Consider the following 24,864-nt stretch of genomic DNA (forward strand, 5'->3'; position numbering starts at 1 on the left):
TTGTAAATATTCAAAATACACTTTTCTTTAAAATGTTTCTTATGTCCTACTCGGAGTTGAAAATCCCAAGGAAATGAGCTACGATGTATGTGTAAAGCGAGGTGTTCTCACATGGGCAAGGCTATTTCAAACAAAGATCAACAAGTCACTTACTTAAAAGAACGTCTACACATCTTCTTAGAAGTATTAGATTCAATTGAACCAGAAACGACTGAACTTGAAGATATTGATCGTCTCATCGCGATGATGGATGAATTAGAAGAAAAAATGGAACAATTTAAAAACGACTCTGAATGACCGTGTAGAGGGTGCCCTTTGGCGCTCTCTTTTTCTATAGCATCACAGAACCCTCTCCTCCTCCTTCTATCTTCCCTCCGAGTAATCCATTCCTTTTATTTAGTAGTGAAAAGAGTATAATGGAGGATGGAAATATTACTAAGCATTTAATGAGAGGAGCTCCACAAACATGTACTTAGAAATATTAGAAAAAAGCATTTATGAGTTGATTACCGAAACATCGACGAACTTACCTAAAGATGTGCGCCGTGTAGTTCGAAAAGCAAAAGCAGCAGAAAATGCTGGAACACGAGCTGCGATGAGTTTAGACACAATTACAAATAATATCCAAATGGCCGAAGAAAACGTTTCACCTATTTGCCAAGATACTGGTCTCCCTACTTTTAAAATCAAGACACCAATTGGGGTTAATCAACTAGAAATTAAAGCTGCAATAAAACGCGCAATGATTACAGCTACTAAAAATGCAAAGTTACGTCCTAACGCAGTAGATTCGCTGACTGGGGAAAACAGTGGTGATAACTTAGGTGTTGGACTTCCAGTCGTAAAGTTTGAACAATGGGAAAAAGATTACATAGATATGAAGCTAATCCTTAAGGGTGGCGGTTGCGAAAACAAGAATATTCAATATAGCCTTCCTGCTGATTTAGAAGGAATCGGAAAAGCTGGACGTAACCTGGATGGAATTCGTAAATGTATCCTTCACTCTGTCTATCAAGCCCAAGGACAAGGTTGTTCAGCTGGATTTATCGGTGTAGGAATTGGAGGCGATCGTTCTTCAGGATATGATTTAGCTAAAGAGCAATTATTCCGCTCAGTTGATGATGTGAACCCACATGCTCAACTTGCAGAACTCGAAGAGTATATTGTCGAAAAAGCAAACACATTAGGTATTGGAACAATGGGCTTTGGTGGAGAAGCTACTTTACTAGGTTGCAAGATTGGTGTAATGCACCGAATCCCTGCAAGTTTCTTTGTTTCTGTTGCCTATAATTGTTGGGCTTACCGTCGTTTAGGGATTAACATTAACCCTACAACTGGTGAAATCAATGAATGGCAATACCAAGAAGGCGAGAAAGTTGAATTTAATAACGATGGTGCAGATGATTCTGTCGAAGAAGCAGCATCTCGAATTGTTGAACTTCGTGCTCCAATCAGTGAAGAAGAAATTCGTCAATTACATGTTGGCGATGTTGTCAAAATTAGTGGGATGATGTACACAGGTCGTGATGCGATTCATAGTTACTTATCTGATCACGACGCACCTCTTGATTTAAATGGGCAAATTATTTATCACTGTGGTCCGGTTGTTGCAAAAGATGAAGAAGGCAATTGGCAAATTAAAGCGGCAGGTCCAACTACATCAATTCGTGAGGAACCTTACCAAGGTGACATCATGAAAAAATTCGGCATCCGTGCCGTTATGGGTAAAGGCGGAATGGGACCAAAAACACTGGCTGCACTTCATGAGCATGGCGGTGTGTACTTGAACGCTATCGGTGGTGCTGCTCAATACTATGCAGATTGCATAAAAGGCGTTGAAGGTGTCGATTTAATGCAGTTTGGTATTCCTGAAGCAATGTGGCATTTACGTGTAGAAGACTTCACAGCAGTAGTTACGATGGATTCTCACGGCAACAGTTTACATGCAGATGTAGATAAATCTTCATTGGAAAAACTATCACAATATAGCGAACGAGTATATAAATAAGATTGGTTAAAGAAAGCAGGAGCGTCTATACGACGGCTCCTGCTTTTTTCATCGCTAATTTTTCTTTTCGCTGTTGCATAACCGCATTTATTTGCCCACCCACCATTAGGATGATTCCTGAGAAATAAAGCCACATCATGAGAACAATGATTCCTCCGATACTTCCATAAGTGGCCGAATAGTTGGCAAAACTACTAACATACAATGAAAATGCATAGGAAACGAGAATCCATCCGAGTGTTGCAAAGATAGCCCCAGGTATTACACTCTTTAAATATAATTTACGGTTTGGAGCTATCCAATACAGCAACATGAATACAATAAAAATCATTATCGGGGGAATGGTCCAACGAATGTTTCCCCACACCTCGAGAAACCCAGATTCATATCCTAAATATGAAAACAAAATTGATCCAATTTGTTTTCCAAAGATAGGTAGTATTAACGCAATGATAAACAATAAGATTAATAGTAAAGTAAAGATTACAGAAATGCCTCGAGCTATAATAAAAGGTCGTGTTTCTTCTATATCATAAGAACGATTTAGTGATTTGATTAAAGCATTCATCCCATTTGAAGCGGACCAAATTGTTGCTAAAAACCCGATGGATAATAGCCCACCTTGGCGCGAATCAAGTACTTCATCTAATGTATTTTCAATTAATAGATAAACTTCTTCGGGTGCATATGTAAGTAAAAAACTAAATAACTGTTCTTCGGGCAAATTTAAATAAGGCAAAAGTGTTACCATGAAAATGAGTAGAGGAAATAATGCCAACAAGAAAAAAAATGCTAATTGGGCACCAAGTGCAGTTACGTCTACATGTTGTATATTAGCCAACAATTCCTGAAAGAATCCTTTTGATGTGGTTACATCAAAAGGATCATCAGATTTATTTTTCTTCTTAAAATTCATCAGTTTTAACTTACTTAAAAAATTGAATTTGGAACGGGACTTTTGGCTCCCTCTCGGTTGAATCGGTTCGCCCTCGTTTGCCATATATATACATCCCCTTTCTTAGTTGAGATGATTGTTTGCAAACAATTGCTCAGGAATTATTGGCATTAAGAAGGCATCTTCTTTTGGTTTTTCTTCGTCTTTAACCAGTGTTTTATATTCTTCTTTTGATTGTGTAAAAGCATCTTTCGTATCTGTTACTAAAGTTTTCACTTGTGGTGTTAATGTTTTAAATTCATTTACTTTTTCTGAAAAAGTTTTTGCGTCTAGCGAAAACTGCGTATACATGGATGTTAGTTTATCCGTTTTTTCTTGAACTTTTGCTTTTAAGTCTTCAGGGTTTTGTACATAATATTTAACATATGTTGAAGCCGATTTAACTTTATTCATCATTTCGCTACGTGTTGATTTGTCTAATAAGCTGATACCTGCTCCTGCAATTGCCCCAAAAGCCATACCTTTTACAAACTTATTTGATTTTTTGTTTTCATTTTTGCTGGCATTCGTTTTTTCATTTTTGTTTGCATGCGTGTTTACATTTTTGCTTACAGTCATCATAATACCTCCCAAAATTATTTTGATACGTCAATGTGCTTTAATATACCCAATTTTTCGTTTTTAAAACTAGATCGAATATTAATTTGACAAATTTTCTGGTAAGTGAAATGATTGACCAAATGGTTCGAAAGGTAGGAAATGAAATGAATTTAATACAGCCTTCTCAAGAAAATGTTGAATATATGATTGAACAAATCAAAGATAAATTGCGCATGGTTAATGTAGACGCAATGAAATCAGAACACTTTGATGATACTCAGTATGATGATTTACACTATTTATATACCATGGTTATGAAGCGCAATACATTTAGTCCAAGTGAAATGCAGGCAATTGCAGTTGAATTAGGATCTTTACGTAAATAAATGCAAATAAAAAAAGAGTGACCCAAATATTTGGGTCACTCTTTTTCACTTTTTTGGATATACTAAAATTTTGCAAGTGGTTTTACACAAGTCACTGTAAAAAATTTAAATAAGCTTTTGATATGCAACAGCAATTCCTGATCCCACTACCGCATTATGTTTTACAAGAGCAATGTTTGCAACTAGGCTCTTTCCTTCTGTTAATTCTTTTACTTTTCCAAGTAAGAAAGGAGTAACATTTTTACCCGCAATACCTTTTTCATCAGCTTCAGCCAAAGCTTTTTCAATGATATTTGTAATAAAAGACTCCTCCATTGCATCTTCAACGCGAATTGGATTGGCGATAACTACACCACCCTGTAATTTTAAATCCCATTTCGCTTTTAACATAGCCGCAACTGTTTCCGCATCATCTGCACGGAAGTTTACATCAAATGGGCTTGTGCGTGTGTAGAATGCTGGTAGCGCGTCAGTTTGGTATCCAACTACTGGAACACCTTTCGTTTCTAAAAATTCAAGTGTTAGTCCAATATCCAAAATCGATTTTGCACCTGCACAGATAACAGCTACATTTGTTTGAGCCAATTCTTCTAAATCAGCTGAAATATCCATCGTCGTTTCAGCACCACGATGTACACCACCAATACCGCCCGTTACGAACACGCGAATACCAGCTAAATCTGCACAAATCATGGTAGCAGCAACTGTCGTGGCACCCTTTTGTTTAGTTGCTAATAAGTAACCTAGGTCACGGCGTGAAGCTTTTGCCACATCTGGGCTATTTCCTAGCACTTCTAGTTCTTCATCTGATAGGCCAATTTTTATTTGACCATCCAAAATAGCAATGGTTGCAGGCACTGCACCGTTGTCACGAATAATCTGTTCCACTTCTCTTGCAGTTATAACGTTTTGTGGATATGGCATTCCGTGTGAAATAATTGTCGATTCAAGTGCTACGATGGCTTTGCCTGATTCTAATGCTTCCTTAACCTCTGTTGAATATGAAATATATTGTTTCATTTATAATTCCTCCATTTCTAATTTCAAACGTGTTGCTGATAGTTCAGTTCTTACTGTATAAGGCGAAGATAACGTTTTAGATGCGTTCATAAGTCCCGCCTGAATGGCTTGTCTAACCGGCATTCCTGCTAACCATCCATGAAGTGTTGCTCCAACAAACGCGTCTCCTGCACCTGTAACATCTTCAATCAAGGATGTTTTATGGGCTGGCATATGGAATACATCTTCATTTGAAGTACCAACATAAACCCCATTGCCCCCTGCTGTGATTACAACATTTTCTACACCCTTTTCCAGGAAAGCAATAACTGCTTGATTAAAATGTTCAGTCTTATCTATCTTCATTTGCAAAGCAGTTTCCGCTTCGTCACGATTGCATATAAGCCACGTCACTCCTTGCAAATCGTCCGGCATTCTATCCATTTTTGGCGATGAAACGGGTACAATGGCAAATGGAATTTGTTTTGAAAGAGCAAACTCCTTCATGAACATCACAGTTTCTTTCGGACAGTTTAAGTCGATTATTATAAGAGTAGAACCACTTAAAATCATTTCATATCTTTGAAGGTAGGCAGGTGTTAATTCCTCATATACACCCATGTTCGCCATTGCGAGTACCAATTCACCCGTTGGATCTAGTACAGCCGAATAAGAACCTGTACCGTGATTGGATAGTTGATTAATCGATTGCAAATTTATAAAACCCTGCGAAGCAGTTTCAATCGTTTGCCAATCAGCATCTTTTCCTGCTGTTGTAAATAATCGTACTTTATGTCCAAGACGGCCTAAGTTCTCACCAATATTTCGAGCAACTCCTCCAACGCTTTCAGTTACATTTGCGGGGTTAGAAGTACCATGCTGAACATTCTGTTGCAAATGAAATTTCCGATCAACGTTTGCTCCACCAATACAATGAATTTCTTTTTCTTCTTGTAAAATGTAGGCCCGTCCGGCAATTTTCCCTTGCTTCATTAAACCGGATATTAAATTGGCTAATGCAGGCCTTGAGATGTTTAATGCTTCAGACATTTCTTTTTGTGACAAAAATGGATTTTGGCCAATCATATCCATGATTGCCTTCTCTTTTTCATTCATTACATCACCTTTTTTAACATTTGTTTATAATATAAACTTTTGTTAGGAATTTTGCAACTCTTAATTTCATTACAAAGTTCTTTCGTCTTACGAATTTTGTAATTGATTTACTCCTTCGAATATTGCTACTATAGGAATAGACTGTATAGAAGGAGACTTACAAATGACAACTTTTAATGAGAAATTAACGAAATACGCTGAATTAGCTGTAAAAGTAGGAGTAAACATTCAGCCAGGGCAAAGTTTATACATCGCTGCCTCTATCGACAATCCTGAATTTGTTCGTTTATTAACGAAGATTGCCTATGAAGTAGGTGCAAAACAAGTATTTGTAGATTGGTCTGATGACGTTATTTCACGTACACGTTATGAATTAGCACCAAGTGATTCATTCAGTGAGTTTCCAGCTTGGAAAGTTCAAGAGCGTGAACAACTGGCAGAACAAGGTGCTGCATTTATGAGTGTGGTATCTTCAAGTCCTGATCTTTTAAAAGGAATTGAGTCCTCTCGTATTGCTGCTTTCCAAAAAGCAGCTGGAACAGCACTCAATAAATATCGTCAATATGTTCAATCAGATAAAATTAGCTGGACAGTTATTGCTGCTCCTTCGAAAGCTTGGGCCTCTAAAGTATTCCCAGAATTGCCAGAAGAAAAACAAGTTTCAGCTTTATGGGAAGCTATTTTTAAAGCTGTACGTGCAGATTTAGAATCTCCAATCGATGCTTGGTTGAAACATGATGAAACACTTCATGAAAAAGTCCATTACTTGAACGAGAAGAAATATCACAAACTTCACTACACAGCACCAGGAACTGACTTGACTATTGAATTACCTAGTGGACATCTATGGTGTGGTGCTGGTAGTGTGAATGAAAAAGGCGAAACATTCATGGCAAATATGCCTACCGAAGAAGTGTTTACCGTGCCTTTGAAAACTGGGGTAAATGGGGTTGTATCTAGCACGAAACCATTAAGCTATGGTGGCAATATAATTGATAACTTCCAAGTCACATTTGAGGCTGGACGCATTGTTAGCGTTAAGGCTGAAGAAGGACAAGAAGTATTGCAACAATTGGTGGATACTGATGAAGGGTCGAAATACTTAGGAGAAGTTGCTTTAGTTCCTCATGAATCAGCTATTTCTCAATCAGGATTACTTTTTTACAACACACTATTTGATGAAAATGCTTCAAACCATTTAGCAATCGGGAGTGCGTATGCATTCTGTTTAGAAGGCGGCAAAAAAATGTCACAAGAAGAACTAAAAGAAAATGGGTTAAACCAAAGTATCACACACGTTGACTTTATGATTGGCTCTGACCAAATGGATATTGATGGTATTAAAGAAGACGGCTCGAAAGAACCTATATTCCGTGGCGGCAACTGGGCGTTTTAATCGTCAATATTAACCAGTTAGTTGTTAGGACTTCTAAATTCTCTTATTTCATGTATACTAATAGTATTGTACAAATAGGTTAGTAGAAAGGGGAATTCTAATGGCTATCGGAGTAATAACAGTCGTGGGTTTTATAGTTATTCTAGGCATCGTTGGAATGGCAGTTATGCATTTCATTGGAAAAGCATTACCTGCTCATGAATCAGAAATAATTGACCCAAAACCAAAAAATCAATTCTAATATAGAAAAGCAGTCGTCTTAGGACGATTGCTTTTTTTGTTACCTCATATCGTTTTGTTTACACTTTTAATACACCAGCATGACAAAATTATGACACCTTCTTACTTTCTGCTTATTTTCAAGACTAGATCTACTTCTTTAGACTCACAAATTACTGCAATAATTGAAAACTCCCATTAAGTACCACATGGCATAGCACGTTTTATCCTCTATAATGATGTAGCAAGCTTTATAAGGAGGAATCCGCATGTTTTCAAGTATTGATTTAGGAATAGATTTAGGAACAGCTAATATCCTTGTATATACTAAAAATAAAGGCATCATATTAAATGAACCATCGGTAGTTGCAGTTGATACACGCACAAGACAAGTTATCGCTTTTGGTGAAGAGGCAAAAAGTATGATCGGTAAAACGCCCGGATCAATCACTGTCATTCGCCCACTAAAAGATGGTGTTATTGCTGACTTTGATGTCACAACTGATATGTTACGAATGGTCATGAAGAAAATAGGCAAATCATTAGGTAGTTCTGTACGCAAACCAAACGTGATGGTGTGTACACCTTCTGGAGCAACTTCTGTAGAGAGACGTGCGATTCATGACGCGGTTAAAAACAGTGGAGCGAAAGAAGTTCATTTGATCGAAGAACCTGTTGCAGCTGCTATTGGAGCAGACTTGCCTGTTAGTGAACCAATTGCAAGTGTAATTGTAGATATAGGTGGAGGTACGACGGAAATTGGAATCATTTCATTCGGTGGAGTTGTCTCTTCGAACACTGTAAAAGTTGCAGGAGATCGCATGGATGAAGATATTACTCATTTCGTTCGTAAACAATTTAATGTATTAATTGGTGAACGTACAGCGGAAAGAATTAAAATGGAAGTTGGCTACGCACTTGTACCTCATACACCAGAAATAATGGAAGTACGCGGTCGTGATGTGGTAACGGGTCTACCAAAAACAATTAATATCAGTTCTACAGATGTCCAAGAAACATTAAAGGAATCATTATTATCGATATTAGAAGCCATTCGAGCAACACTTGAAAGCTGTCCACCTGAACTTTCAGGAGATATTGTTGATCAAGGGGTAGTTCTAACCGGTGGCGGTGCATTACTGAAAGGGATGCAAGAATGGTTATCCAACGAAATTTCAGTTCCTGTTCACATTGCTCCTCATCCTCTTGAATCAGTAGCGATTGGAACAGGTCGCTCACTTGTCATGTTGGACAAATTACAAAAAATCGCCCGTTAATTCCTACACTGGTAACCTCCTAATAAGCGAGATGATTCTATCATCTTGCTTATTTTTTGTTGTGGGGTCTATTTAATTTGGGCGACAATTCTTCATGATTTGATTCACTCTTTTTCTATATGTACATCTCCAAAGTTAATAAAAAATAGTAATTCCTCTCGATGAGTAAGTGTTAATTAAAATACACCATTTTTAGCTTTGTAACATAAAAGTGGCAAGTTCTTATGAATTTCATTTACAATAAGTAGAGGAACTACAGCTCAGGAGGAACTAATAATGACTTATTTAAATGAAATTCTTGCTTTTAATGAAAGATTCGTATCCGAAAAACAATATGAGCCCTACATAACAACCAAATTCCCTGACAAGAAAATTGCGATACTAACATGTATGGATGCACGTTTATTTGAACTCTTGCCAAAGGCAATGAATTTTAAAAACGGTGATGTGAAAATCATCAAAAGTGCAGGTGCCGTTATTAACCATCCATTCGGTGCAGTTATGAGAAGCTTGTTAGTAGCAATCTACGAGTTAAAAGTAGACGAAATATACATAATCGGACACTATGACTGCGGTATGAGTGCGATTAAGCCTGATGAAATGATACAAAAAATGGTGAATAGAGGGATTGCTCATGAGACCATTAATATGTTGAACCATTCTGGGGTTGATATTAATATGTGGTTACGCGGGTTTGATGATGTTCATGAAGCAGTTAGACATAGTGTAGATATGGTTCGAAATCATCCATTAATTTTGAAAAATTTTCCCGTTCATGGTTTAGTAATTGACCCCGCTACCGGAAGACTGGATATCGTAGAAGATAAATGAATAACTGCATAAAGAGCTCATGTTTAGCTTTTTAGCATTCCACCATTCTGCTTTTAAAATATCGTTGTAGTTTAGATGCAAATTTTATTATGAAGGTTTTATTTATCAAATCAGACAACAACATTTTCTCGGCTTATTTCCCGGGAAATCGACAGAAAAGCTGGTCTCTCAAAAGAGAAACCAGCTTTTCAACATTTTACGCCATTTCCGCCATGCGGTCTTACCTTTTCAATAGTCATTTTCTAAAATGGAATACAGATAATGGTCTTCCCATTCTCCATTAATGAATAATAATTGTCGAAGTAATCCCTCACGTTGTAACTTTGCCTTCTCCAAAACACGAATGGAGCCGATATTACGCGGTGAAACATACGCCTCAATACGATGAAGACCGACAACTTCCATACCATGTTTAACCACTAGTTTGACGGCTTCTGTCGCAATTCCTTGTCCTACATAATTTTCATCAATCGAATAACCGATAAATGCACTAGAAAAAGGAAGTCTTTTAACGCTGTACATTGAAATATGTCCAATAAGAGAATGTGACTCACTATGATATATCCCATAACTATATTCTCGATGATTTTTCATATTGTGCAAAGATTCTAGTATTTTCTCACGCTGGACTGCAGCGGTAAAATAAGAATCTTGATGTTTCGGTTCATAAATCGACCAATAATGTCGATTTCGATAAACAAGACCTGCTAGATCCGAAGCATCCTCTTCTTTTAATGTTCGTAAAAAACATGTTTGACCATCAAGTAAAATCATGTATGTTCACCCTTTAGATGAAGTTAACTCAAGAAACTCTTCTACATCTTTGACACAAAGTGCGATGCCTTTTTCCCAGAATGCATGTTGTGTAATATCTTCATTTAAATGTTTCTTAGCTAAGTCTTCTACAGACATAATCGCTGTATCACGCAGTAAGGAAATGTACTTTTCTTCAAAGCTTCTACCTTCTTCAATTGCTTTAGCATAAATACTCAAACTGAAAAGGTATCCGAAAGTATACGGGAAGTTATAGAATGGCACTCCAGTAATATAGAAGTGTAGTTTAGACGCCCAAAAATGAGGATGAACTTCTCCTAATCCATCTCCAAAAGCTTCACGTTGAGCCTCTTCCATTAAGCTATTTAAACGAGCAGCTGGCACAAACCCTTTTTTGCGTTCCTCATAGAAACGAGTTTCGAATAAGAAACGAGCATGAATGTTCATAAAGAATGCTACACTTCGTTGAATCTTGTCTTCCAGTAGTGCTAATTTCTCCTCCGCACTCTTTGCTTCTTTAACTGCAGCATCCGCAACAATCATTTCAGCAAATGTCGAAGCCGTTTCAGCAACCCCCATGGCATATTGTCGATTCATCCAATGTACGGGACGAAGTGCATATGAATGGAAAGCATGACCTAGTTCATGTGCCAATGTTGCAACATTTGACATTGTTCCGCTATACGTCATGAAAATTCGTGATTGTTGTGACAAGGGCATGCCTGTACAGAACCCACCAGGACGTTTATTTGGGCGATCTTCCGCTTCAATCCACTCATCCTCAAATGCTTGACGTGAAAATTTCTCTAGCTCAGGTCCAAATTTACCAAAATGCTTCAAAATAAATTCCGCACCTTCTTGGTATGAAACTTTCTCTGTTGATTCAGTTACAGGTGCATCTAAGTCGTACCAGTGCATTGATTCTGCACCAACTAATTCGGATTTACGCTTTAAGTATTTAACAAAAGGCGCTTTATGTGCACTAATCGCCCCCCACATAGCATCTAAAGTTTCTTGTTTCATTCGATTGATTTGTAATGGTTCTCTAAGAACCGAATCCCACCCACGCTTTTTATACACCGCTAATCGGAAACCAGCCATATGATTTAGTGTTTTGGCAAAAAACTCTTCCTTATCTGTCCAGGCTTGCTCAAGTGCTTCAAATGATTCTTTGCGCACATTTGCATCAGCGTGTGAACTTAAGTTACTTGCTTGACCAACAGAGAACTCTTTTTCTTTCCCATCCACTGTTACACGGACCTTTACATCACCAACTAATAAATCATAAAGTTGGCCCCAGGCTTGATACCCATCCACACCAAGAGCAGTTATCATATCTTCTTCTTTTTCAGACAGCATTTCCTTAGCTTCATCTCGCCATTCATTTAATACAAATGAAAATTCTTTTAACTGTTTATCTTCCATCAATGACTGCCATACATTGGAATCAGTTTTTGACAATTGTTGTTGAACCACAAGCATTGACGATGAAAAGCGAGCGCCTAATGAGCCAATCTCACCTTGTAAAAGTTTCGCTTGTTTATCTGTAGTATCTTGGGCTAAATAACAACCGACTACTGCTCCTGCTTGAGATAAGTTTTCTGCTACTTGTTTTGTTTCCTCGATAATAGTAGCTATTTTAGGTGCGTCCAGTTCACTTTGTGGTATATTAAATCCAGATAAACTGTGTTCAAATGCATCAAGTTTTATTTTTAAGGATTCTAAATGCTCTCGAAGTTCAGGAGATGAACTTCCCCCTTTAAAAAATATATCTAGATCCCAAACTTCCGCGTAAGTTTTTGTAGTCAATTTATTTCCCCCATAGTCTATCTAAATTTTCCGAAAATACTAAGTAATTATATCATGGTTATTCGGCATGCGAAACATCGATATGCGTTTTACAAACTATATGCTTATTTCACATATACTCGCATAATATGTTGAATCATTTTATTTATTACTGATATATCAATAAAAATTCCACATTTTGGTTGATATTAAAAGGTTGTGGGTTTAATATATCGTTTGGTAGTAGCTGAGTGTCTTTCTTATCTTCCTAACTATGTTCAATAAAAAGTGCATTTAATCGAAAATAACCCATATAATCTATTCATTTGTTACCGTTTTTACAGAAAATTTCGTAAAATCGTCATTTGTTGTTACCTTCACATGACGTTATACTAAAATTAGGAGGTGAACGCTATGGGTCGTTTCGCACTTATGGTCATTTCTCTGATTGGTGTAATCGTAGTTAATGCACTAGCGAATATCTTACCTATAAATAATCAAACTACTGGGGACATTTCCAATCGACTTCCAGTCTTATTTAAACCCGCTGGTTATGTCTTTTCAATCTGGATTGTGATCTATGTATTGTTAGTTATATGGTTAATGGGCATGTGGAAAAAGAATAAGCAACGTGATGCTTCCTATCAAAAGCAATCAAATCTGTTTGTCATTAGTTGTATTTTAAATATTGCATGGATTTACTTTTGGCATTATGAACAATTTTTATTAACAGTTGTGATTATGATTGGCTTCCTCATTACCTTACTTATACTTTATCTATCTTATCCCATAACGGACCAACATCTTTTGAGTCGTCTACCTATATCCATTTATTTAGGATGGATCTTTGTAGCGACGATTGTGAATATTAGCTATGTCTTAACCGTTTATCAATGGGATGGTTGGGGTTTAAGTGATCCACTATGGGCTGTCATTATGATGACAATAGGAACTGCTGTTGCTTTACATATTCGGTTCCATTATTTTGATGTTTGGGTTGTATACGTTTTTATTTGGGCATACATCGGTATTATTGTGCACAATGGATTAGATGAATTACTAGTTTCAACTGCTTCCTTATTCTTGTGTGCAGTGATGCTGGTAGGAATAATTTTCATAAAAAAAAGACCAACTGCCTAGGCAGTTGGTCTTTTCGTATGTCTAGCTCCAGGCGCCAGCCCGCGGGCCTCTTTATGGGGTCAGAAAGGCGGAGTTTTCGCCTTTCATCCTGCAAGCAGCCGGCGTCGGGCTAGAGTGGCGCTTTCCGCTTTTCTATCAATCAATTTTTGTTATTAATATTGGGGCACCTTTTGTCACGATAACTGTATGTTCAATTTGAGCTACAAGTGATTTGTCTGGTGTTAAAAATGTCCAGCCATCGCCAGATTCTACGATATGTTCTGCTTTTTCCGATATAAACGGTTCAACTGCTAAAACCATGCCTTCTTTTAAAATGGTTGGTTCCCATGCATCGAAATAGTTCAAAATATGCGAAGGTGCTTCATGAAGTGATTTCCCAATACCATGCCCCGTTAAGTTCATGATGACTGTAAAACCATTTTGCTTGGCTTCTTTTTCAACTGCTTTACCAATTTGATTTAAGCGAGCACCAGCTTTTACTTTCAACATTGCTCGGTTAAATGCACTTTCAGCTACTTCACAAAGTTTTTCCTTTTTCTCGTATCCTTCACCTACTACAAAAGAAATGCCTGTGTCGGCAAAATAGCCATTATATGATCCAGACACATCGATGTTCACGATGTCCCCTTTTTTTATTACGCGTTTACCTGGGATGCCGTGAGCTACTTCTTCATTTATGCTAATGCATGTGAATCCAGGGAAATCATACTCACCTTTAGGTCCTGAAATCGCCCCTTTTTCTTCAAACATGCGTCCACCAATCTCATCAAGTTCCTTCGTTGTTACACCTGGTTTTGTAGCTGCACGCATCGCATCTCGAATTTCAGCGACGATACGACCAATTTTTTTTAACGTCTCAAAGTCTTCTGTGGTTTTGGCAATCATATGCGTTAAATCCTTCTTTCTCAAAATATCTACCACATACTATACCATAAGAAAGTGCGTATTCCCATTCATCAAAATCATTCTGAACATTACGAAACCAATCTTGTTATAATGGCCCACATAATTGAATGCTGTTGAACATAAATAAAAAACAAAAGAGTGTATTTACGGCTAACACAACTTTTCTGCGACGAGCTTGCGCAGGAGCGTGAAGAAAATGAGCCTACAAGTATGTACTCTTCATACTTGTAGGCTCATGCGGAACCTGCGGCAGCGCAAATGCACGATAACCAACAGGTTAGTTTCATTTCTGTTTTTTCTAGTATCTTCTTAAATCTTTTTGGGTTCGAGTAAACGTGGTGCAGCTAAGAATAGTAACGAGCAGATGAAAGCTGTAAGTAAGAATACAGGAATCATATACGTCGCATTATAAACAATTGAATAGATTATCACATTAGCACCTTCATCTGCATACATATCAAAAAAGAAAATGCCAGTAATGACATGCGTGATATATCGTAAAAAAGATCCAAATAAGACAGCAATCACAATCGAGAAAATCAATTTCCCACGATTATTATTGCGGGCATTACTGATGTATTGTGAACGAAGTAGAGCAGCCAATCCTACTACTGCATAAGCGATTATGTAATCTAATATTACTTGCATGACAACAAAACTAAATGATAATGGAGTTACAGATATTAATCCTGATACAATCTGCAACAATCCCACTAATACTCCTGTTAGTACGCCAGCAAATACGCCTCTACGGAATGCCATTAATACAATCGGAATCATCACTAAACTGACTGATCCCCCTTGTGGCATTTTGAAAGCAACAAAATCCAATACAAATCCTAACGCAGCAAAGATCGAGATCTCTACTAGTAATAAAACTTTCTGATTCCTCATCTTTCTTCCTCCTCTTGCGATGTACTGTAAATCGCATGTCGGGGGTGAAAAAAAACAACAAAAAAAACGATATCCAGGACAGAGCCTGACATCGTTGGTGTCGGTTTCTATCCACATCCCTGCGCAAGCATTAACTTACAGGTTCTAAGGGTTAGAACTTTTCTCGTTCACTCTCAGCCGTTACAGGCTCCCCTTGTGGTACTTACATCTAATTTATTCTAACGTGTTAATTGTACCCAAATAGGGAAAGGTAATCAAGAACATTCGATAGTTCTTTGAATTTGGAAGTAGTATACTAGGATAAATGCATTTTGGGAAGGCTGTGAAGTGTACATGATCGAAATGTTGAAGAATTTAGTCGCAATAAAAAGTGATACTGAGTCAGGAGCCAATGAAGCCCTTCGTTATTGTTCGACTTGGTTGACAAGTCATGATATTCCACATCAGGTAATCGAGAACGATGGTCGACTCATGATTCATGCTGAGATAGGCCAAGGTTCCACTACCATCGTTTGGAATGGTCATGTGGATGTAGTACCTGGAAAAATCGAACAATTCAATCCTTATATAGAAGGTGATCGATTATACGGACGAGGAACAGCTGATATGAAAGCTGGTGTGGCCGCTATGATGGAGGCCTTCCGTCGCATTTCGTCTTTAAAAGATCAATTACAGCAACGCATCGTCTTGCACATTGTAACGGATGAAGAAACCGGTGGACGAAAAACATCGGGTCATCTTGTGGAGCTGGGTCATTCAGGAGACTTTGTCATTTGCGGGGAACCTACTCACTTAAAATTAAGCGTTCAATCAAAAGGAATTGTGCAGATAAATATCACATTCTTAGGAAAAGCTGCACATGGCTCACGTCCATGGGAAGGAAATAATGCAATTGAAGCATCTTACGCTTTCCATGAAAAACTTATGACTTTACCATTCACAACAGCAAGCAATTCATATTATGAATATCCTTCTATTAATTTGGCTAAAATCCAGGCAGGGGATCGCTATAACGTCGTTCCAGACCATTGCGAAGTTGGTTATGATATCCGCTTTGTACCAGGTCAAAAATGGCAAGACATTTTACAACAAATGACGGATTTAGCTCGATCAATAAACCCATTAAATACCGTGAAAGTTCGCGGGAAAAGTCCAGCCATTACGACAACTGAAGATAATTCCTTCGTTCAGACTTTGGCTAGAATAACAGCTGATGTCACACAGAAGGAAGCCATATTGTTTGGGCAGCATGGAGCTGCAGATACTCGCTATTATGCAAAAACTGGTGCAGGGGCCATTGAATTTGGTCCTAGTGGTGATGATTGGCATGGCCCCGAGGAGTATGTAGTAATTTCTTCAGTTAAACAGTATGCAGATATTTTGACGAAACATGCATTAACTAGAAACCATTTGAACATTTAGTCGTATTAATAGGAATTAGGTTTTTGTAGGAGGGATAAAATGGAGAATAGTCGAGTCTTGTCTGCTTTATGTTATTTCAGTGTATTATTTGCTCCTTTCTTATTACCAATAATCGTTTATTTTGTTTCCCCTGATAAAGAAGTAAAGTATCATGCAAAACGGTCGATAATATCGCATCTGATTCCAGTTGGACTTGGGATAATTGGTTTTATTGTATTAATAATTGGTTCATTTTCTAGGTATAGTATTTCAACAAATTTCACAACTGGTCAAAGTTCATCTTTTGATTTCCTTAGTGCTGGATTGCCTTTATTATTTATGTTACTTTACGCAATTCTGTCAATCATTGTATTGATTTGGAACATCGTTCAAGGCATTAAAGTGCTTCGTTAGGTTTAACTAGACCTTAAAACGGGAATTACAATGATAGATCAACACTGACTGGAGCGATATACATGAAAATTGGTAAACTAATTAAATCCGCGATCAAGTTTGCACCTATCATAATTCCTATTGTAAAAAAAGTTATGAATTCTAAGAAGAGCTCAAAAACCACATATTCAGGGAAATAAAAAGTTGGAACTCATACCCGAGTTCCAACTTTTTATATGACAGGTTTTAATTCAGTTAAAGCTAAAAACTCATCTGCTAAGAATGATGATGGCAATACGGCAGATTCATCTCCCTCATCTGTTGCACTCTGCTGCGCAATGATTTGCTCAAATGATATCGGATTCGCTGGTGGGATTTCATCTCGTAGAACTTGCATTTTGCCTTTCGCATAGACATTGAAGAAACTATTTGCCATGGTTCGGTAACCCTCTGCATTTGGATGAACATCAGAAGGATTTGGAATCTTTTCTATGGCTTTGTCGCCAAACCCTGCGTCAACCGATACAAAAGCAACTCCAGCTTCTTTGGCGACCTTCTCAAGTATTTCATTCAATAGATCTAATTGTTTAGCTGTCCCTACTTTTTGAGAATCACGTGCATGAGGGTATGCAAAGTAATAACCCATGACATATATTTCTGCTTTTGGGGCACTTTCTTTTAAGTCGGCAAGTAGTATCTGCATGTTTTTCCTAACAACGTTTAGCGAGAAGTCTGCCGGGACTTGCTGGAAGGACAATGATCCAGACCTCGCATTCGAATCAATCAGCCTCAGTAAATCATTGGCTCCTGCTGAAACCGTGATGACATTTGCCTTTTGGAGCAAGGGTTTTGCCTCTTTAGATTGCACACGTTGTAGGACATCGGTAGTAGTAAACCCTGGAAATGCTAAATCTTTTGAAAAAAACACGAGTCGTTGATGTTGTGCAATTTCTTGAGCTATTAAATCACTATAGCCGGTATCAATTTCACGATTCGGCGTTTGACCAGCAGCAAGGGAATCACCAATTGCTACATACGAAACAGGCCCATATACTTGAGCACTCGTTTGAAGAGGTGCAAAAAACATTATAGAGATCATCAGTATAATAGCCACTTGTTTATTTAACATGATATCCCCTTCTAAAATGCCCAGTTTCCTTTGCGGAAAATAGGTTCTGTTGTTCCATCCTCATGTTCACCATCAATATCCATTTCGGCAGAGCCAATCATAAAGTCTTCATGAGTGATGGATGTATTGATTCCCAATGCTTGAAGTTGTGCTTCTTCTAAATCACGAGCACCCTCTACACATGTAGGATAGGCTTCCCCAATTGCTAAATGATTCGAAGCATTTTCATCAAACAATGTATTATAAAATAGGATACCCGAAGAAGAAATCGGTGATTCATGAGGAACCAATGCAATTTCTCCTAAATAAGCTGAACCTTCATCGTTTTGAATGAGTTCTTGAAGTAAGTCATTACCTACATCTGCTAGAGCTTTAACAATCTTCCCGTTTTCAAACGTTAATGTAAATCCATCAATGACATTGCCTGAATAGACAAAAGGTTTTGTGTTGCGTACATATCCATTTACACCTAATTTTAATGGTGCAGTATATACTTCTTCTGTTGGCATATTAGCAATAAACGCCGTTTGGTCAGGAGTTCTGCTGGCTCCAGAAATCCATAAGTGCTTTTCCGGAAGTTCAATTGATAACTCTGTACCAGGAGCTTTATAAATGATTTTTTTATAGCGTTTGTTATTTAGGGTAGTGGCACGGGACTCTAACTCTTCTATATGAGTTTTCCATTTCTCCAATGCCGTACCTTCACCAATTCGCACTGTTTTAAAGATGGCTTCCCATAGAGAGCTGATTTGTTCATCTTTTGGCAAATTCGGGAATACCTTTGCTGCCCATTTTTCAGAAGGAATGGCTATAATTGACCAAGCGATTTTGTCGGACATGACTGCTGCACGATATTTTTCCAAAGCACGTCCAGCAACTTTTTGTTGAGTAGAAATCCGTTTGGCAGGAACTCCAGATAATAAATCTGGATCCTCTGCATCAATCCATAAAAGAGCACCTTGTTGCTCTATTAATTCTTCGCGTTGTGCCACCATCCAAGCAGGGAATTCATTCATTTCGGAATCCGGTGCCATATCATAAAAAGCTCGACTGATTGTTCCATCTGTGAAGTTTACATGGACACGTCTCGCTCCTGCTTCATACGCTTTTTGAACAACTACTCGCGTAAAATCAAGAGTATCGGTTGTTGTGTTAATTAACACGTATTGTCCAGATTGAACATTGAGTCCGACACGCACTGCTAAATCAGCGTATTCAGCCAATTTTTCGTCGAATGTCATCTTTTTTTCCCCCTTTGTTGAAGTGTTTTGGAAGAGCCTTCAACTAAATGGCCTTGATCCCATACTTTCTGTACAGGTTTCGAAGGCAATTCTTTTGTCCACTTTTTATAATTTTTTTCATCTGTGTATGTTAATAATGACAACACTTCCCCATCTGCACCTGCTCGACCTGTTCGCCCAGAACGATGTAGATACGGTTCAATCGCGTGTGGAACATCAACATGTATTACATGTGTCAATCCTTCAATGTCAAGCCCACGTGCTGCAATATCGGTAGCAATTAATATACTTACTTCTCCCTTTCGGAACGACGATAATGCTTGCTTACGCTCTTCTTTCTTCATATCTGAATGTAGCGCAACGATCTTAGCTTCACGGAATTTCAATTTCGCTTCCTTCATCAGTAACTGATCTAAATTGTTAACAAAAGCCAACCCTTTTAATCCCTCGACGTATGCTAAACGTCTTAGTAAATCGGTTTTGTCTCGCTCTTCAACTTTAACGAATGAATGAACAACCTTTCCTTGGGCAGGTAATTCTTCGTGTGTAATGTGAATACGAACCGGTTCTTTCATTATTCGGTTTGCTACTAACTCGATTTCTTCCGTAATTGTAGCAGAAACAACTACGATTTGACGGTCATGGTTTGAACCGTCTATAAGTGATTTAACAATATTGCGATGTTCTCTTGCTAAAAGTTGGTCGCCTTCGTCTAATACTATATGACGAATTTCGTGCAGTTTAAGCTTTTTCGATTTCATTAATTCATTTAATCGACCAGGAGTTCCCACTACAATCGTAGGTTTTTTCTTTAATTTTTCTAGTTGGCGTGCCATGTTGGCCCCACCAATTAATTGAGCAATTGTAATATCCGTGTCAGCAGTCCACTCACGCAAAACTTCAACAATTTGCATTGATAATTCTTGTGACGGTGCAACAATAAGTGCTTGTGTTTTTTGCAATGAGCCTTCCACTTGGTTGAGTATCGGTAAAACGAAAGCTAATGTTTTACCAGACCCTGTTGGAGATTGTGCAACGATGTCTTTCCCTTCAAGCATGCTTGGGATTAACTGCGTTTGCACAGGCATTTCATAATCAAATTTCCATTTATTTTGGAGTTCTGGTTTTAAGTTTTCGATAAATGACATGGTCGATTCCACCTTTATACATACGTGATTTTAGTTTAACATAATTCGCTTATTTAAGCCTTTTTATGTGAAAACGATTCGTTTCAAAATATAAGATAAACCAGGCAAAGTGTACCAGGTCCTTGTTTATGATTGAAAACTGATAATGATCATTGACACATCCAGACTCCCAGGTCACTATGGATGCCTAAATGCTGCACCATGATCTAAGAAGAAAGAGGGGCACGAATGTGACTTCGCATCCCCTCTCTTTTTCAGATCATCCTGCATTTTAAAACTTATCTTAATGCTTTAACTTATGGTTTTCTCCGTGCTTGTACTCTTTGTTCAAATGCATAGGCTATGGATATGAGCAAAGGTTCACTCCATGCTCTCCCGGAAAATGTGAGGCCAAATGGTTCGCCAGCTTGGGAAAAACCAGCTGGAACTGTTATAGATGGGCAACCTGCCGCTGCTCCAATACTACATCCATGGTCCTGAGGGAAAACTAGTGCATCAAGTTCCAGATCATCTAGTGATTTACTCAATCCAATTTCACCCGCTAAATAACGATTGCGTTCCAAAGCTTCAATATATTCTTTTTCTATTAATGTCCCTGTAGTACGTTCCGATTTCTCAAGCAATACCTGTCCATACGGAAGTGTTTCCTTTGAATGTTGCTTATTAAAGTTTATAACGTCTGCAAGTGAACGTATCGGATTAGATGGACGCGTCTTTCCTAAATATGAATTTAAATCCGCTTTAAATTCATGTGTAAGAACAGCGTACCCTAAATCATCTTCCAGGCATGCAAGGTCAACATTGTCCACGATATCTGCACCAAGTTCACGTAATACCGTTACTTGTTTATCGAACAGTTCAGCACGTTCCGTTGTTACTTCCCTGTCAAAAATGGAACGAGCGATTCCAATCCTTTTCCCACGTAATGCGTTCAAATCCAAACAATTGATCCAGTCAACCTTATCCAAATGCCTGCTTTTACGCGTAATCGAATCGAATTCATCTTTTCCTATTATGCTCGAAAACACATGTACAGCATCCTCTACGGTGCGTGTCATAGGTCCCGCAGTATCTTGTGTATGAGCCAATGGAATAATACCTGTTCTGCTTATTGCACCTACAGTAGGTTTCAAGCCTACCAATCCATTTTGCGCAGCAGGGTTGAGTATTGATCCAGATGTTTCTGTCCCAATAGCCGCTGCAGCCAAATTCGCTGCAATCGCCGCTGCGGATCCTGAACTTGAACCACCTACGTCAAACGGACCGTAAGGATTTTTCACTTGTCCTCCTCGTGAACTATAACCATTTGTCATTCGGTCTGACATGAAATTGGCCCATTCTGTCATATTTGTTTTCCCTAAAATAATGGCACCCGAATCCCGTAACTTTTTCACAAGTGTAGCGTCTTTCAATGCATAGTGGTTGGCGAGTGATAAAGAACCGGCGCTTGTATGTAAATCATCCGCAGTATCGATATTATCTTTGATAAGGATAGGAATCCCGTGAAGCATCGAACGGGGACCTTTTTCTAGTCGTTCATCATCTAGTGCTTGTGCAATCTGAATCACCTTTGAGTTAACTTCAAGTACTGCATTAATATTTGGATTTCTTTCCGCAATTATCTCTAAATACATGAAGACTAAATCTTCTGATGTCATTTCATTTGTAGCCATTTTTTCTTGCATTTGTGCAATCGTTGCTTCATCTAACCATTCTTCCATTAATTTTTTACGTTTTGCTTGATTCATGTGATTTCCTCCACTACGAATTTGTTAATACCTATAGTAAGTTATTCTAGCTGAAACTACCGAGTGATTCGGCTTTTACATTCATATTTCTGAATATTATTTTCTCCGTAAAACCTATTTCAAATCATATGTCGTTTAGTTTATTTTCAGTGTATTTTGTAGCATAAAAATAATCGAAAAAAAATCAGAATATCAGGAGTTTCCCTGTTACTCTGACGCTTTCTTACTCTTCTATTTCTAGATGTTCTTTTATTAATTCATATAAAGTTAGTTCATATAATTGTTTTCCCTCAATTTTAAAAACACCTTGTTCTACTAAATCTTCAATAACGGTCATTTTTTTATTATCCATTTTCGTTTCTGTTGGCACAAACATGATGTAAAACTCCTTAAAAATTAGATTCACATCCTGTATACCCGACTCATCTCAATTTAAAACGGTCCTTAATTACTGTAGGAAAGTTTTTATACACTATATATCCAACACTTGTACCTAAAGAATTGAGCCACAAATCGTCTATATCACTACTTCTCATTTGAGGAAGCTGTAGAATCTCAATGGTTAATGACAAAAGGAATCCTATTCCAATCGTTCGCCATGCTCGATCATACTTTTTCCACAGTAAGGGAAGTAAAAATCCAATCGGAATAAAAATCACAATATTCCCTAAAAAATTTATTACAAATGGTTGCCACAAATCCAAGTATTTGATGGCGTTAAACGTATAGGTAAACACTCTGAAAAGTTCGAGGTTTATCGCTTGGTGATTTCCATTTACAAATATTACCTCTCCCCCATTCGTGTATACGGATGGTAAGATTGTTTGTGATAACAAACCGGTTAAAAACATAAAAAAACCGGCAATGCCGAATTCATGTAAAAGTGTCGTCCTGATTTTCTTACGTTTTATTCGGAAAAACCTTACGATTATAATGAGGGGTAAGATCAATAACATGTAGAAACCCATTTCTTGGATATATCGCAGAATTGAATTCATAGAAGCACACCTAATATCTTTCATATAGTACTCTTATTCTAATGTGTTTCGCTAGAGAATGAAAATTTAAGTTTGAAACAAATTGAACTTAAGTACGTATTCAACTATCGATACATGGATACTATAATAGTATAAAAGCTTTTTCAAGGTACAAACTCGCACTAATTATGGTGCAAGTCAAATAAGGAGGCAATTTATGCGATACATTAGCACAATCCTTAGTTTACTTTTTGTCGCATACTTAACAAGCCCGCTCTGGGAAAAACCAGCAAGTGAATTTGTGGATGTGTCATTTTTAGATGCCATTGATGCTCAAGTAATTAAAGGATATAACTTTATAAAAGACCAACCATTTATCGAGAAAACATTAAATGACTTTTCAAATACAGTTGCAACGATTCCTGCAAAGTTGACATTGCAACCAGGGGAAACACTTTATGAGCCTGTAAAAAAAGTAGATAAACCCACTTTAGCAACCCCAACTGACGGTTTATTTTCAGTACATAACGTTCAAATTGGTGATGCAATGAGCGAAGTAAATGCTGAACTGGGAAAGGCACAACGAATTACAACGAACGAATATGGCACACAGTGGCACACCTTCCACACAGATTATCAAAACTTTCTAATGGTTTCATTTGATGAATCTTCTCGTGTGAATGGCTTATTTACTAATAATGATTTAATTGCGTCAACCTACGGCATTAAGTTAAGTAGTTCAAAATCAAGTGTGCAAGAAGCACTTGGAGATCCGATCAAACACATCATGAAAGGCAACGTCAATTATATTTTGAATAATGATGGAGAAATGGATACTTTCTTAATTGAAAATGTCTTTGTGACGGTTTTTTATGACATTCACGAAAGCAATACGGTAACTGCGATTCAAATTATTTCTGAATCACTCGAGAACCAAAAACCAGCTCTTTATGGGGAAACAAGCGAGACATTACAACAAGGTTTTGAATTTCAGTTATTTGATTTAACAAATGCCGCACGTGTTCACCATAACATCCCACCTGTCAGATGGGAATCCACCATTCGAGGGACTGCTTATAAGCATAGTCTAGACATGGCTGAACAAAATTATTTTAATCATACAAACTTAGAAGGTCAGTCTCCTTTTGATCGTATGAGTTCGGATGGCATTGACTATTCAGTTGCAGGTGAGAATTTAGCATATGGACAATCTAGTAGTATTTTTGCGCATGAGGGATTAATGAATTCTATTGGCCATCGCAAAAATTTATTGAAAAGCGATTTTACGTTTCTTGGTGTAGGGGTCGCGTTTAATGATGAGAATCAACCGTATTATACGGAGAATTTTTATAAGCCTTGAGGAAAAGAACGAGTACTGACATATGAGGTCACTAAAAAAAGTCATTATTATAAACTGGACTAAGTTTTCCCTCTAATACACGCTTCGGCACTTTTGGGATGCCTTCGCGTGTAACCGGGTAGAAAATGGTTTGAATGCAGTATTAACTGAAAAAGCAAAATGGGAGCATGTGACAAAGTCACATTGCTCCCATTTTAAAGGTGCGGAGCTTTGCAAAGCTCCCGAAAACCTATGTGAT

The 24,864-nt window shown here is 37.8% G+C and carries 25 protein-coding genes and 1 riboswitch; of the genes, 11 read left to right on the forward strand and 14 right to left on the reverse strand.

Annotated features, from left to right (window positions below; translation table 11 throughout):
* The first annotated feature begins 111 nt into the window (after positions 1-111).
* A complete protein-coding gene (locus GY23_RS09525) occupies positions 112-297 on the forward strand; it encodes an SE1561 family protein (protein ID WP_075619001.1) in 186 nt (61 codons plus the stop codon).
* A gap of 169 nt (positions 298-466) precedes the next feature.
* Entirely contained in the window at positions 467-2,008 is a 1,542-nt protein-coding gene (locus GY23_RS09530; protein WP_075619002.1) for a fumarate hydratase, read from the forward strand.
* Between the two features lie 25 nt (positions 2,009-2,033).
* On the opposite strand, the gene GY23_RS09535 is transcribed toward GY23_RS09530, so the two are convergent.
* Positions 2,034-3,008, reverse strand: coding sequence for a YihY/virulence factor BrkB family protein (locus GY23_RS09535; RefSeq protein WP_075619003.1), 975 nt, complete (start codon positions 3,006-3,008; stop codon positions 2,034-2,036).
* Positions 3,009-3,026: 18 nt separating this feature from the next.
* Positions 3,027-3,521 (reverse strand): YtxH domain-containing protein, encoded by a 495-nt coding sequence (locus GY23_RS09540; protein ID WP_245827632.1) that lies wholly within the window; start codon positions 3,519-3,521, stop codon positions 3,027-3,029.
* 146 nt (positions 3,522-3,667) lie between these two features.
* Between GY23_RS09540 and GY23_RS09545 the strand changes: the two genes are divergently transcribed.
* Complete coding sequence (locus GY23_RS09545) at positions 3,668-3,889, forward strand: DUF1128 domain-containing protein (protein ID WP_075619004.1); 222 nt, start codon at positions 3,668-3,670, stop codon at positions 3,887-3,889.
* Between the two features lie 105 nt (positions 3,890-3,994).
* Here the strand turns inward: GY23_RS09545 and GY23_RS09550 are convergent, their stop codons facing one another.
* Positions 3,995-4,909, reverse strand: a complete 915-nt coding sequence (locus GY23_RS09550; RefSeq protein ID WP_075619005.1) for a pseudouridine-5'-phosphate glycosidase — start codon at positions 4,907-4,909, stop codon at positions 3,995-3,997.
* Positions 4,910-6,004, reverse strand: coding sequence for a carbohydrate kinase (locus GY23_RS09555; protein ID WP_075619006.1), 1,095 nt, complete (start codon positions 6,002-6,004; stop codon positions 4,910-4,912).
* Positions 6,005-6,167: 163 nt separating this feature from the next.
* Between GY23_RS09555 and GY23_RS09560 the strand changes: the two genes are divergently transcribed.
* The 4 genes from GY23_RS09560 (at position 6,168) to GY23_RS09570 (ending at position 9,727) form a co-directional block, all read left to right on the forward strand.
* The gene (locus tag GY23_RS09560; RefSeq protein ID WP_075619007.1) at positions 6,168-7,400 is read left to right on the forward strand and encodes an aminopeptidase; all 1,233 of its coding nucleotides are present in this window, start codon (positions 6,168-6,170) and stop codon (positions 7,398-7,400) included.
* A 100-nt stretch (positions 7,401-7,500) separates the two neighbouring features.
* Positions 7,501-7,641 (forward strand): hypothetical protein, encoded by a 141-nt coding sequence (locus tag GY23_RS18465; RefSeq protein WP_169834562.1) that lies wholly within the window; start codon positions 7,501-7,503, stop codon positions 7,639-7,641.
* A gap of 247 nt (positions 7,642-7,888) precedes the next feature.
* Positions 7,889-8,896, forward strand: a complete 1,008-nt coding sequence (gene mreBH, locus GY23_RS09565; RefSeq protein WP_075619008.1) for a rod-share determining protein MreBH — start codon at positions 7,889-7,891, stop codon at positions 8,894-8,896.
* Positions 8,897-9,172: 276 nt separating this feature from the next.
* Positions 9,173-9,727: a beta-class carbonic anhydrase gene (locus GY23_RS09570; RefSeq protein WP_075619009.1), complete on the forward strand. Its 555-nt coding sequence runs from the start codon at positions 9,173-9,175 to the stop codon at positions 9,725-9,727.
* Positions 9,728-9,955: 228 nt separating this feature from the next.
* Here the strand turns inward: GY23_RS09570 and GY23_RS09575 are convergent, their stop codons facing one another.
* Together GY23_RS09575 and GY23_RS09580 are read right to left on the reverse strand one after the other, a co-directional pair.
* Positions 9,956-10,501, reverse strand: a complete 546-nt coding sequence (locus GY23_RS09575; protein WP_075619010.1) for a GNAT family N-acetyltransferase — start codon at positions 10,499-10,501, stop codon at positions 9,956-9,958.
* A 6-nt stretch (positions 10,502-10,507) separates the two neighbouring features.
* Positions 10,508-12,310 carry a M3 family oligoendopeptidase gene (locus GY23_RS09580; protein ID WP_075619011.1) on the reverse strand — a complete coding sequence of 601 codons (1,803 nt, stop codon included), beginning with the start codon at positions 12,308-12,310 and terminating at the stop codon, positions 10,508-10,510.
* A 393-nt stretch (positions 12,311-12,703) separates the two neighbouring features.
* On the opposite strand from GY23_RS09580, the gene GY23_RS09585 reads away from it, so the two are divergent.
* Positions 12,704-13,429, forward strand: coding sequence for a TspO/MBR family protein (locus GY23_RS09585; protein WP_075619012.1), 726 nt, complete (start codon positions 12,704-12,706; stop codon positions 13,427-13,429).
* A gap of 135 nt (positions 13,430-13,564) precedes the next feature.
* On the opposite strand, the gene map is transcribed toward GY23_RS09585, so the two are convergent.
* On the reverse strand, positions 13,565-14,314 hold the full coding sequence (gene map, locus GY23_RS09590) for a type I methionyl aminopeptidase (protein ID WP_075619013.1): 750 nt from the start codon (positions 14,312-14,314) through the stop codon (positions 13,565-13,567).
* Positions 14,315-14,644: 330 nt separating this feature from the next.
* Entirely contained in the window at positions 14,645-15,229 is a 585-nt protein-coding gene (gene thiT / locus GY23_RS09595) for an energy-coupled thiamine transporter ThiT (protein ID WP_075619014.1), read from the reverse strand.
* Between the two features lie 99 nt (positions 15,230-15,328).
* A riboswitch (TPP riboswitch) is annotated at positions 15,329-15,433 on the reverse strand.
* A gap of 129 nt (positions 15,434-15,562) precedes the next feature.
* Between thiT and GY23_RS09600 the strand changes: the two genes are divergently transcribed.
* Together GY23_RS09600 and GY23_RS09605 are read left to right on the forward strand one after the other, a co-directional pair.
* Complete coding sequence (locus GY23_RS09600; protein ID WP_075619229.1) at positions 15,563-16,651, forward strand: M20 family metallopeptidase; 1,089 nt, start codon at positions 15,563-15,565, stop codon at positions 16,649-16,651.
* 39 nt (positions 16,652-16,690) lie between these two features.
* Positions 16,691-17,044 carry a magnetosome magnetite crystal formation protein family gene (locus GY23_RS09605; protein WP_075619015.1) on the forward strand — a complete coding sequence of 118 codons (354 nt, stop codon included), beginning with the start codon at positions 16,691-16,693 and terminating at the stop codon, positions 17,042-17,044.
* Between the two features lie 211 nt (positions 17,045-17,255).
* On the opposite strand, the gene GY23_RS09610 is transcribed toward GY23_RS09605, so the two are convergent.
* The 6 genes from GY23_RS09610 to GY23_RS09635 all read right to left on the reverse strand — a co-directional run bounded on the left by GY23_RS09610 (position 17,256) and on the right by GY23_RS09635 (position 23,287).
* Positions 17,256-18,152 (reverse strand): SGNH/GDSL hydrolase family protein, encoded by an 897-nt coding sequence (locus tag GY23_RS09610; protein ID WP_075619016.1) that lies wholly within the window; start codon positions 18,150-18,152, stop codon positions 17,256-17,258.
* Between the two features lie 11 nt (positions 18,153-18,163).
* Positions 18,164-19,393, reverse strand: a complete 1,230-nt coding sequence (locus GY23_RS09615; protein ID WP_075619017.1) for an aminopeptidase — start codon at positions 19,391-19,393, stop codon at positions 18,164-18,166.
* Positions 19,390-20,541 (reverse strand): DEAD/DEAH box helicase, encoded by a 1,152-nt coding sequence (locus GY23_RS09620; protein WP_075619018.1) that lies wholly within the window; start codon positions 20,539-20,541, stop codon positions 19,390-19,392. The genes GY23_RS09615 and GY23_RS09620 overlap by 4 nt, the downstream gene beginning before the upstream one ends.
* 296 nt (positions 20,542-20,837) lie before the next feature.
* Positions 20,838-22,289 carry an amidase family protein gene (locus GY23_RS09625; protein ID WP_075619019.1) on the reverse strand — a complete coding sequence of 484 codons (1,452 nt, stop codon included), beginning with the start codon at positions 22,287-22,289 and terminating at the stop codon, positions 20,838-20,840.
* A 223-nt stretch (positions 22,290-22,512) separates the two neighbouring features.
* Positions 22,513-22,665 carry a Fur-regulated basic protein FbpA gene (locus tag GY23_RS09630; RefSeq protein WP_075619020.1) on the reverse strand — a complete coding sequence of 51 codons (153 nt, stop codon included), beginning with the start codon at positions 22,663-22,665 and terminating at the stop codon, positions 22,513-22,515.
* Between the two features lie 46 nt (positions 22,666-22,711).
* Positions 22,712-23,287: a VanZ family protein gene (locus tag GY23_RS09635; RefSeq protein WP_075619021.1), complete on the reverse strand. Its 576-nt coding sequence runs from the start codon at positions 23,285-23,287 to the stop codon at positions 22,712-22,714.
* Between the two features lie 196 nt (positions 23,288-23,483).
* Between GY23_RS09635 and GY23_RS09640 the strand changes: the two genes are divergently transcribed.
* Entirely contained in the window at positions 23,484-24,626 is a 1,143-nt protein-coding gene (locus GY23_RS09640; RefSeq protein ID WP_075619022.1) for a CAP domain-containing protein, read from the forward strand.
* The last annotated feature ends 238 nt before the right edge of the window (positions 24,627-24,864 follow it).

It is taken from the genome of Paenisporosarcina indica, assembly GCF_001939075.1.
In the GTDB taxonomy this organism is placed as follows: Bacteria; Bacillota; Bacilli; order Bacillales_A; family Planococcaceae; genus Paenisporosarcina; species Paenisporosarcina indica.

What these genes read in the sequence shown, in the direction of transcription:
- GY23_RS09525 (WP_075619001.1), top strand. Translation starts at nt 112, where the DNA reads ATGGGCAAGGCTATTTCAAACAAAGATCAACAAGTCACTTACTTAAAA.
- GY23_RS09530 (WP_075619002.1), top strand. Translation starts at nt 467, where the DNA reads ATGTACTTAGAAATATTAGAAAAAAGCATTTATGAGTTGATTACCGAA.
- GY23_RS09535 (WP_075619003.1), bottom strand. Translation starts at nt 3,008, where the DNA reads ATGGCAAACGAGGGCGAACCGATTCAACCGAGAGGGAGCCAAAAGTCC.
- GY23_RS09540 (WP_245827632.1), bottom strand. Translation starts at nt 3,521, where the DNA reads ATGACTGTAAGCAAAAATGTAAACACGCATGCAAACAAAAATGAAAAA.
- GY23_RS09545 (WP_075619004.1), top strand. Translation starts at nt 3,668, where the DNA reads ATGAATTTAATACAGCCTTCTCAAGAAAATGTTGAATATATGATTGAA.
- GY23_RS09550 (WP_075619005.1), bottom strand. Translation starts at nt 4,909, where the DNA reads ATGAAACAATATATTTCATATTCAACAGAGGTTAAGGAAGCATTAGAA.
- GY23_RS09555 (WP_075619006.1), bottom strand. Translation starts at nt 6,004, where the DNA reads ATGAATGAAAAAGAGAAGGCAATCATGGATATGATTGGCCAAAATCCA.
- GY23_RS09560 (WP_075619007.1), top strand. Translation starts at nt 6,168, where the DNA reads ATGACAACTTTTAATGAGAAATTAACGAAATACGCTGAATTAGCTGTA.
- GY23_RS18465 (WP_169834562.1), top strand. Translation starts at nt 7,501, where the DNA reads ATGGCTATCGGAGTAATAACAGTCGTGGGTTTTATAGTTATTCTAGGC.
- mreBH (WP_075619008.1), top strand. Translation starts at nt 7,889, where the DNA reads ATGTTTTCAAGTATTGATTTAGGAATAGATTTAGGAACAGCTAATATC.
- GY23_RS09570 (WP_075619009.1), top strand. Translation starts at nt 9,173, where the DNA reads ATGACTTATTTAAATGAAATTCTTGCTTTTAATGAAAGATTCGTATCC.
- GY23_RS09575 (WP_075619010.1), bottom strand. Translation starts at nt 10,501, where the DNA reads ATGATTTTACTTGATGGTCAAACATGTTTTTTACGAACATTAAAAGAA.
- GY23_RS09585 (WP_075619012.1), top strand. Translation starts at nt 12,704, where the DNA reads ATGGGTCGTTTCGCACTTATGGTCATTTCTCTGATTGGTGTAATCGTA.
- map (WP_075619013.1), bottom strand. Translation starts at nt 14,314, where the DNA reads ATGATTGCCAAAACCACAGAAGACTTTGAGACGTTAAAAAAAATTGGT.
- thiT (WP_075619014.1), bottom strand. Translation starts at nt 15,229, where the DNA reads ATGAGGAATCAGAAAGTTTTATTACTAGTAGAGATCTCGATCTTTGCT.
- GY23_RS09600 (WP_075619229.1), top strand. Translation starts at nt 15,563, where the DNA reads ATGATCGAAATGTTGAAGAATTTAGTCGCAATAAAAAGTGATACTGAG.
- GY23_RS09605 (WP_075619015.1), top strand. Translation starts at nt 16,691, where the DNA reads ATGGAGAATAGTCGAGTCTTGTCTGCTTTATGTTATTTCAGTGTATTA.
- GY23_RS09610 (WP_075619016.1), bottom strand. Translation starts at nt 18,152, where the DNA reads ATGTTAAATAAACAAGTGGCTATTATACTGATGATCTCTATAATGTTT.
- GY23_RS09615 (WP_075619017.1), bottom strand. Translation starts at nt 19,393, where the DNA reads ATGACATTCGACGAAAAATTGGCTGAATACGCTGATTTAGCAGTGCGT.
- GY23_RS09620 (WP_075619018.1), bottom strand. Translation starts at nt 20,541, where the DNA reads ATGTCATTTATCGAAAACTTAAAACCAGAACTCCAAAATAAATGGAAA.
- GY23_RS09625 (WP_075619019.1), bottom strand. Translation starts at nt 22,289, where the DNA reads ATGAATCAAGCAAAACGTAAAAAATTAATGGAAGAATGGTTAGATGAA.
- GY23_RS09630 (WP_075619020.1), bottom strand. Translation starts at nt 22,665, where the DNA reads ATGTTTGTGCCAACAGAAACGAAAATGGATAATAAAAAAATGACCGTT.
- GY23_RS09635 (WP_075619021.1), bottom strand. Translation starts at nt 23,287, where the DNA reads ATGAATTCAATTCTGCGATATATCCAAGAAATGGGTTTCTACATGTTA.
- GY23_RS09640 (WP_075619022.1), top strand. Translation starts at nt 23,484, where the DNA reads ATGCGATACATTAGCACAATCCTTAGTTTACTTTTTGTCGCATACTTA.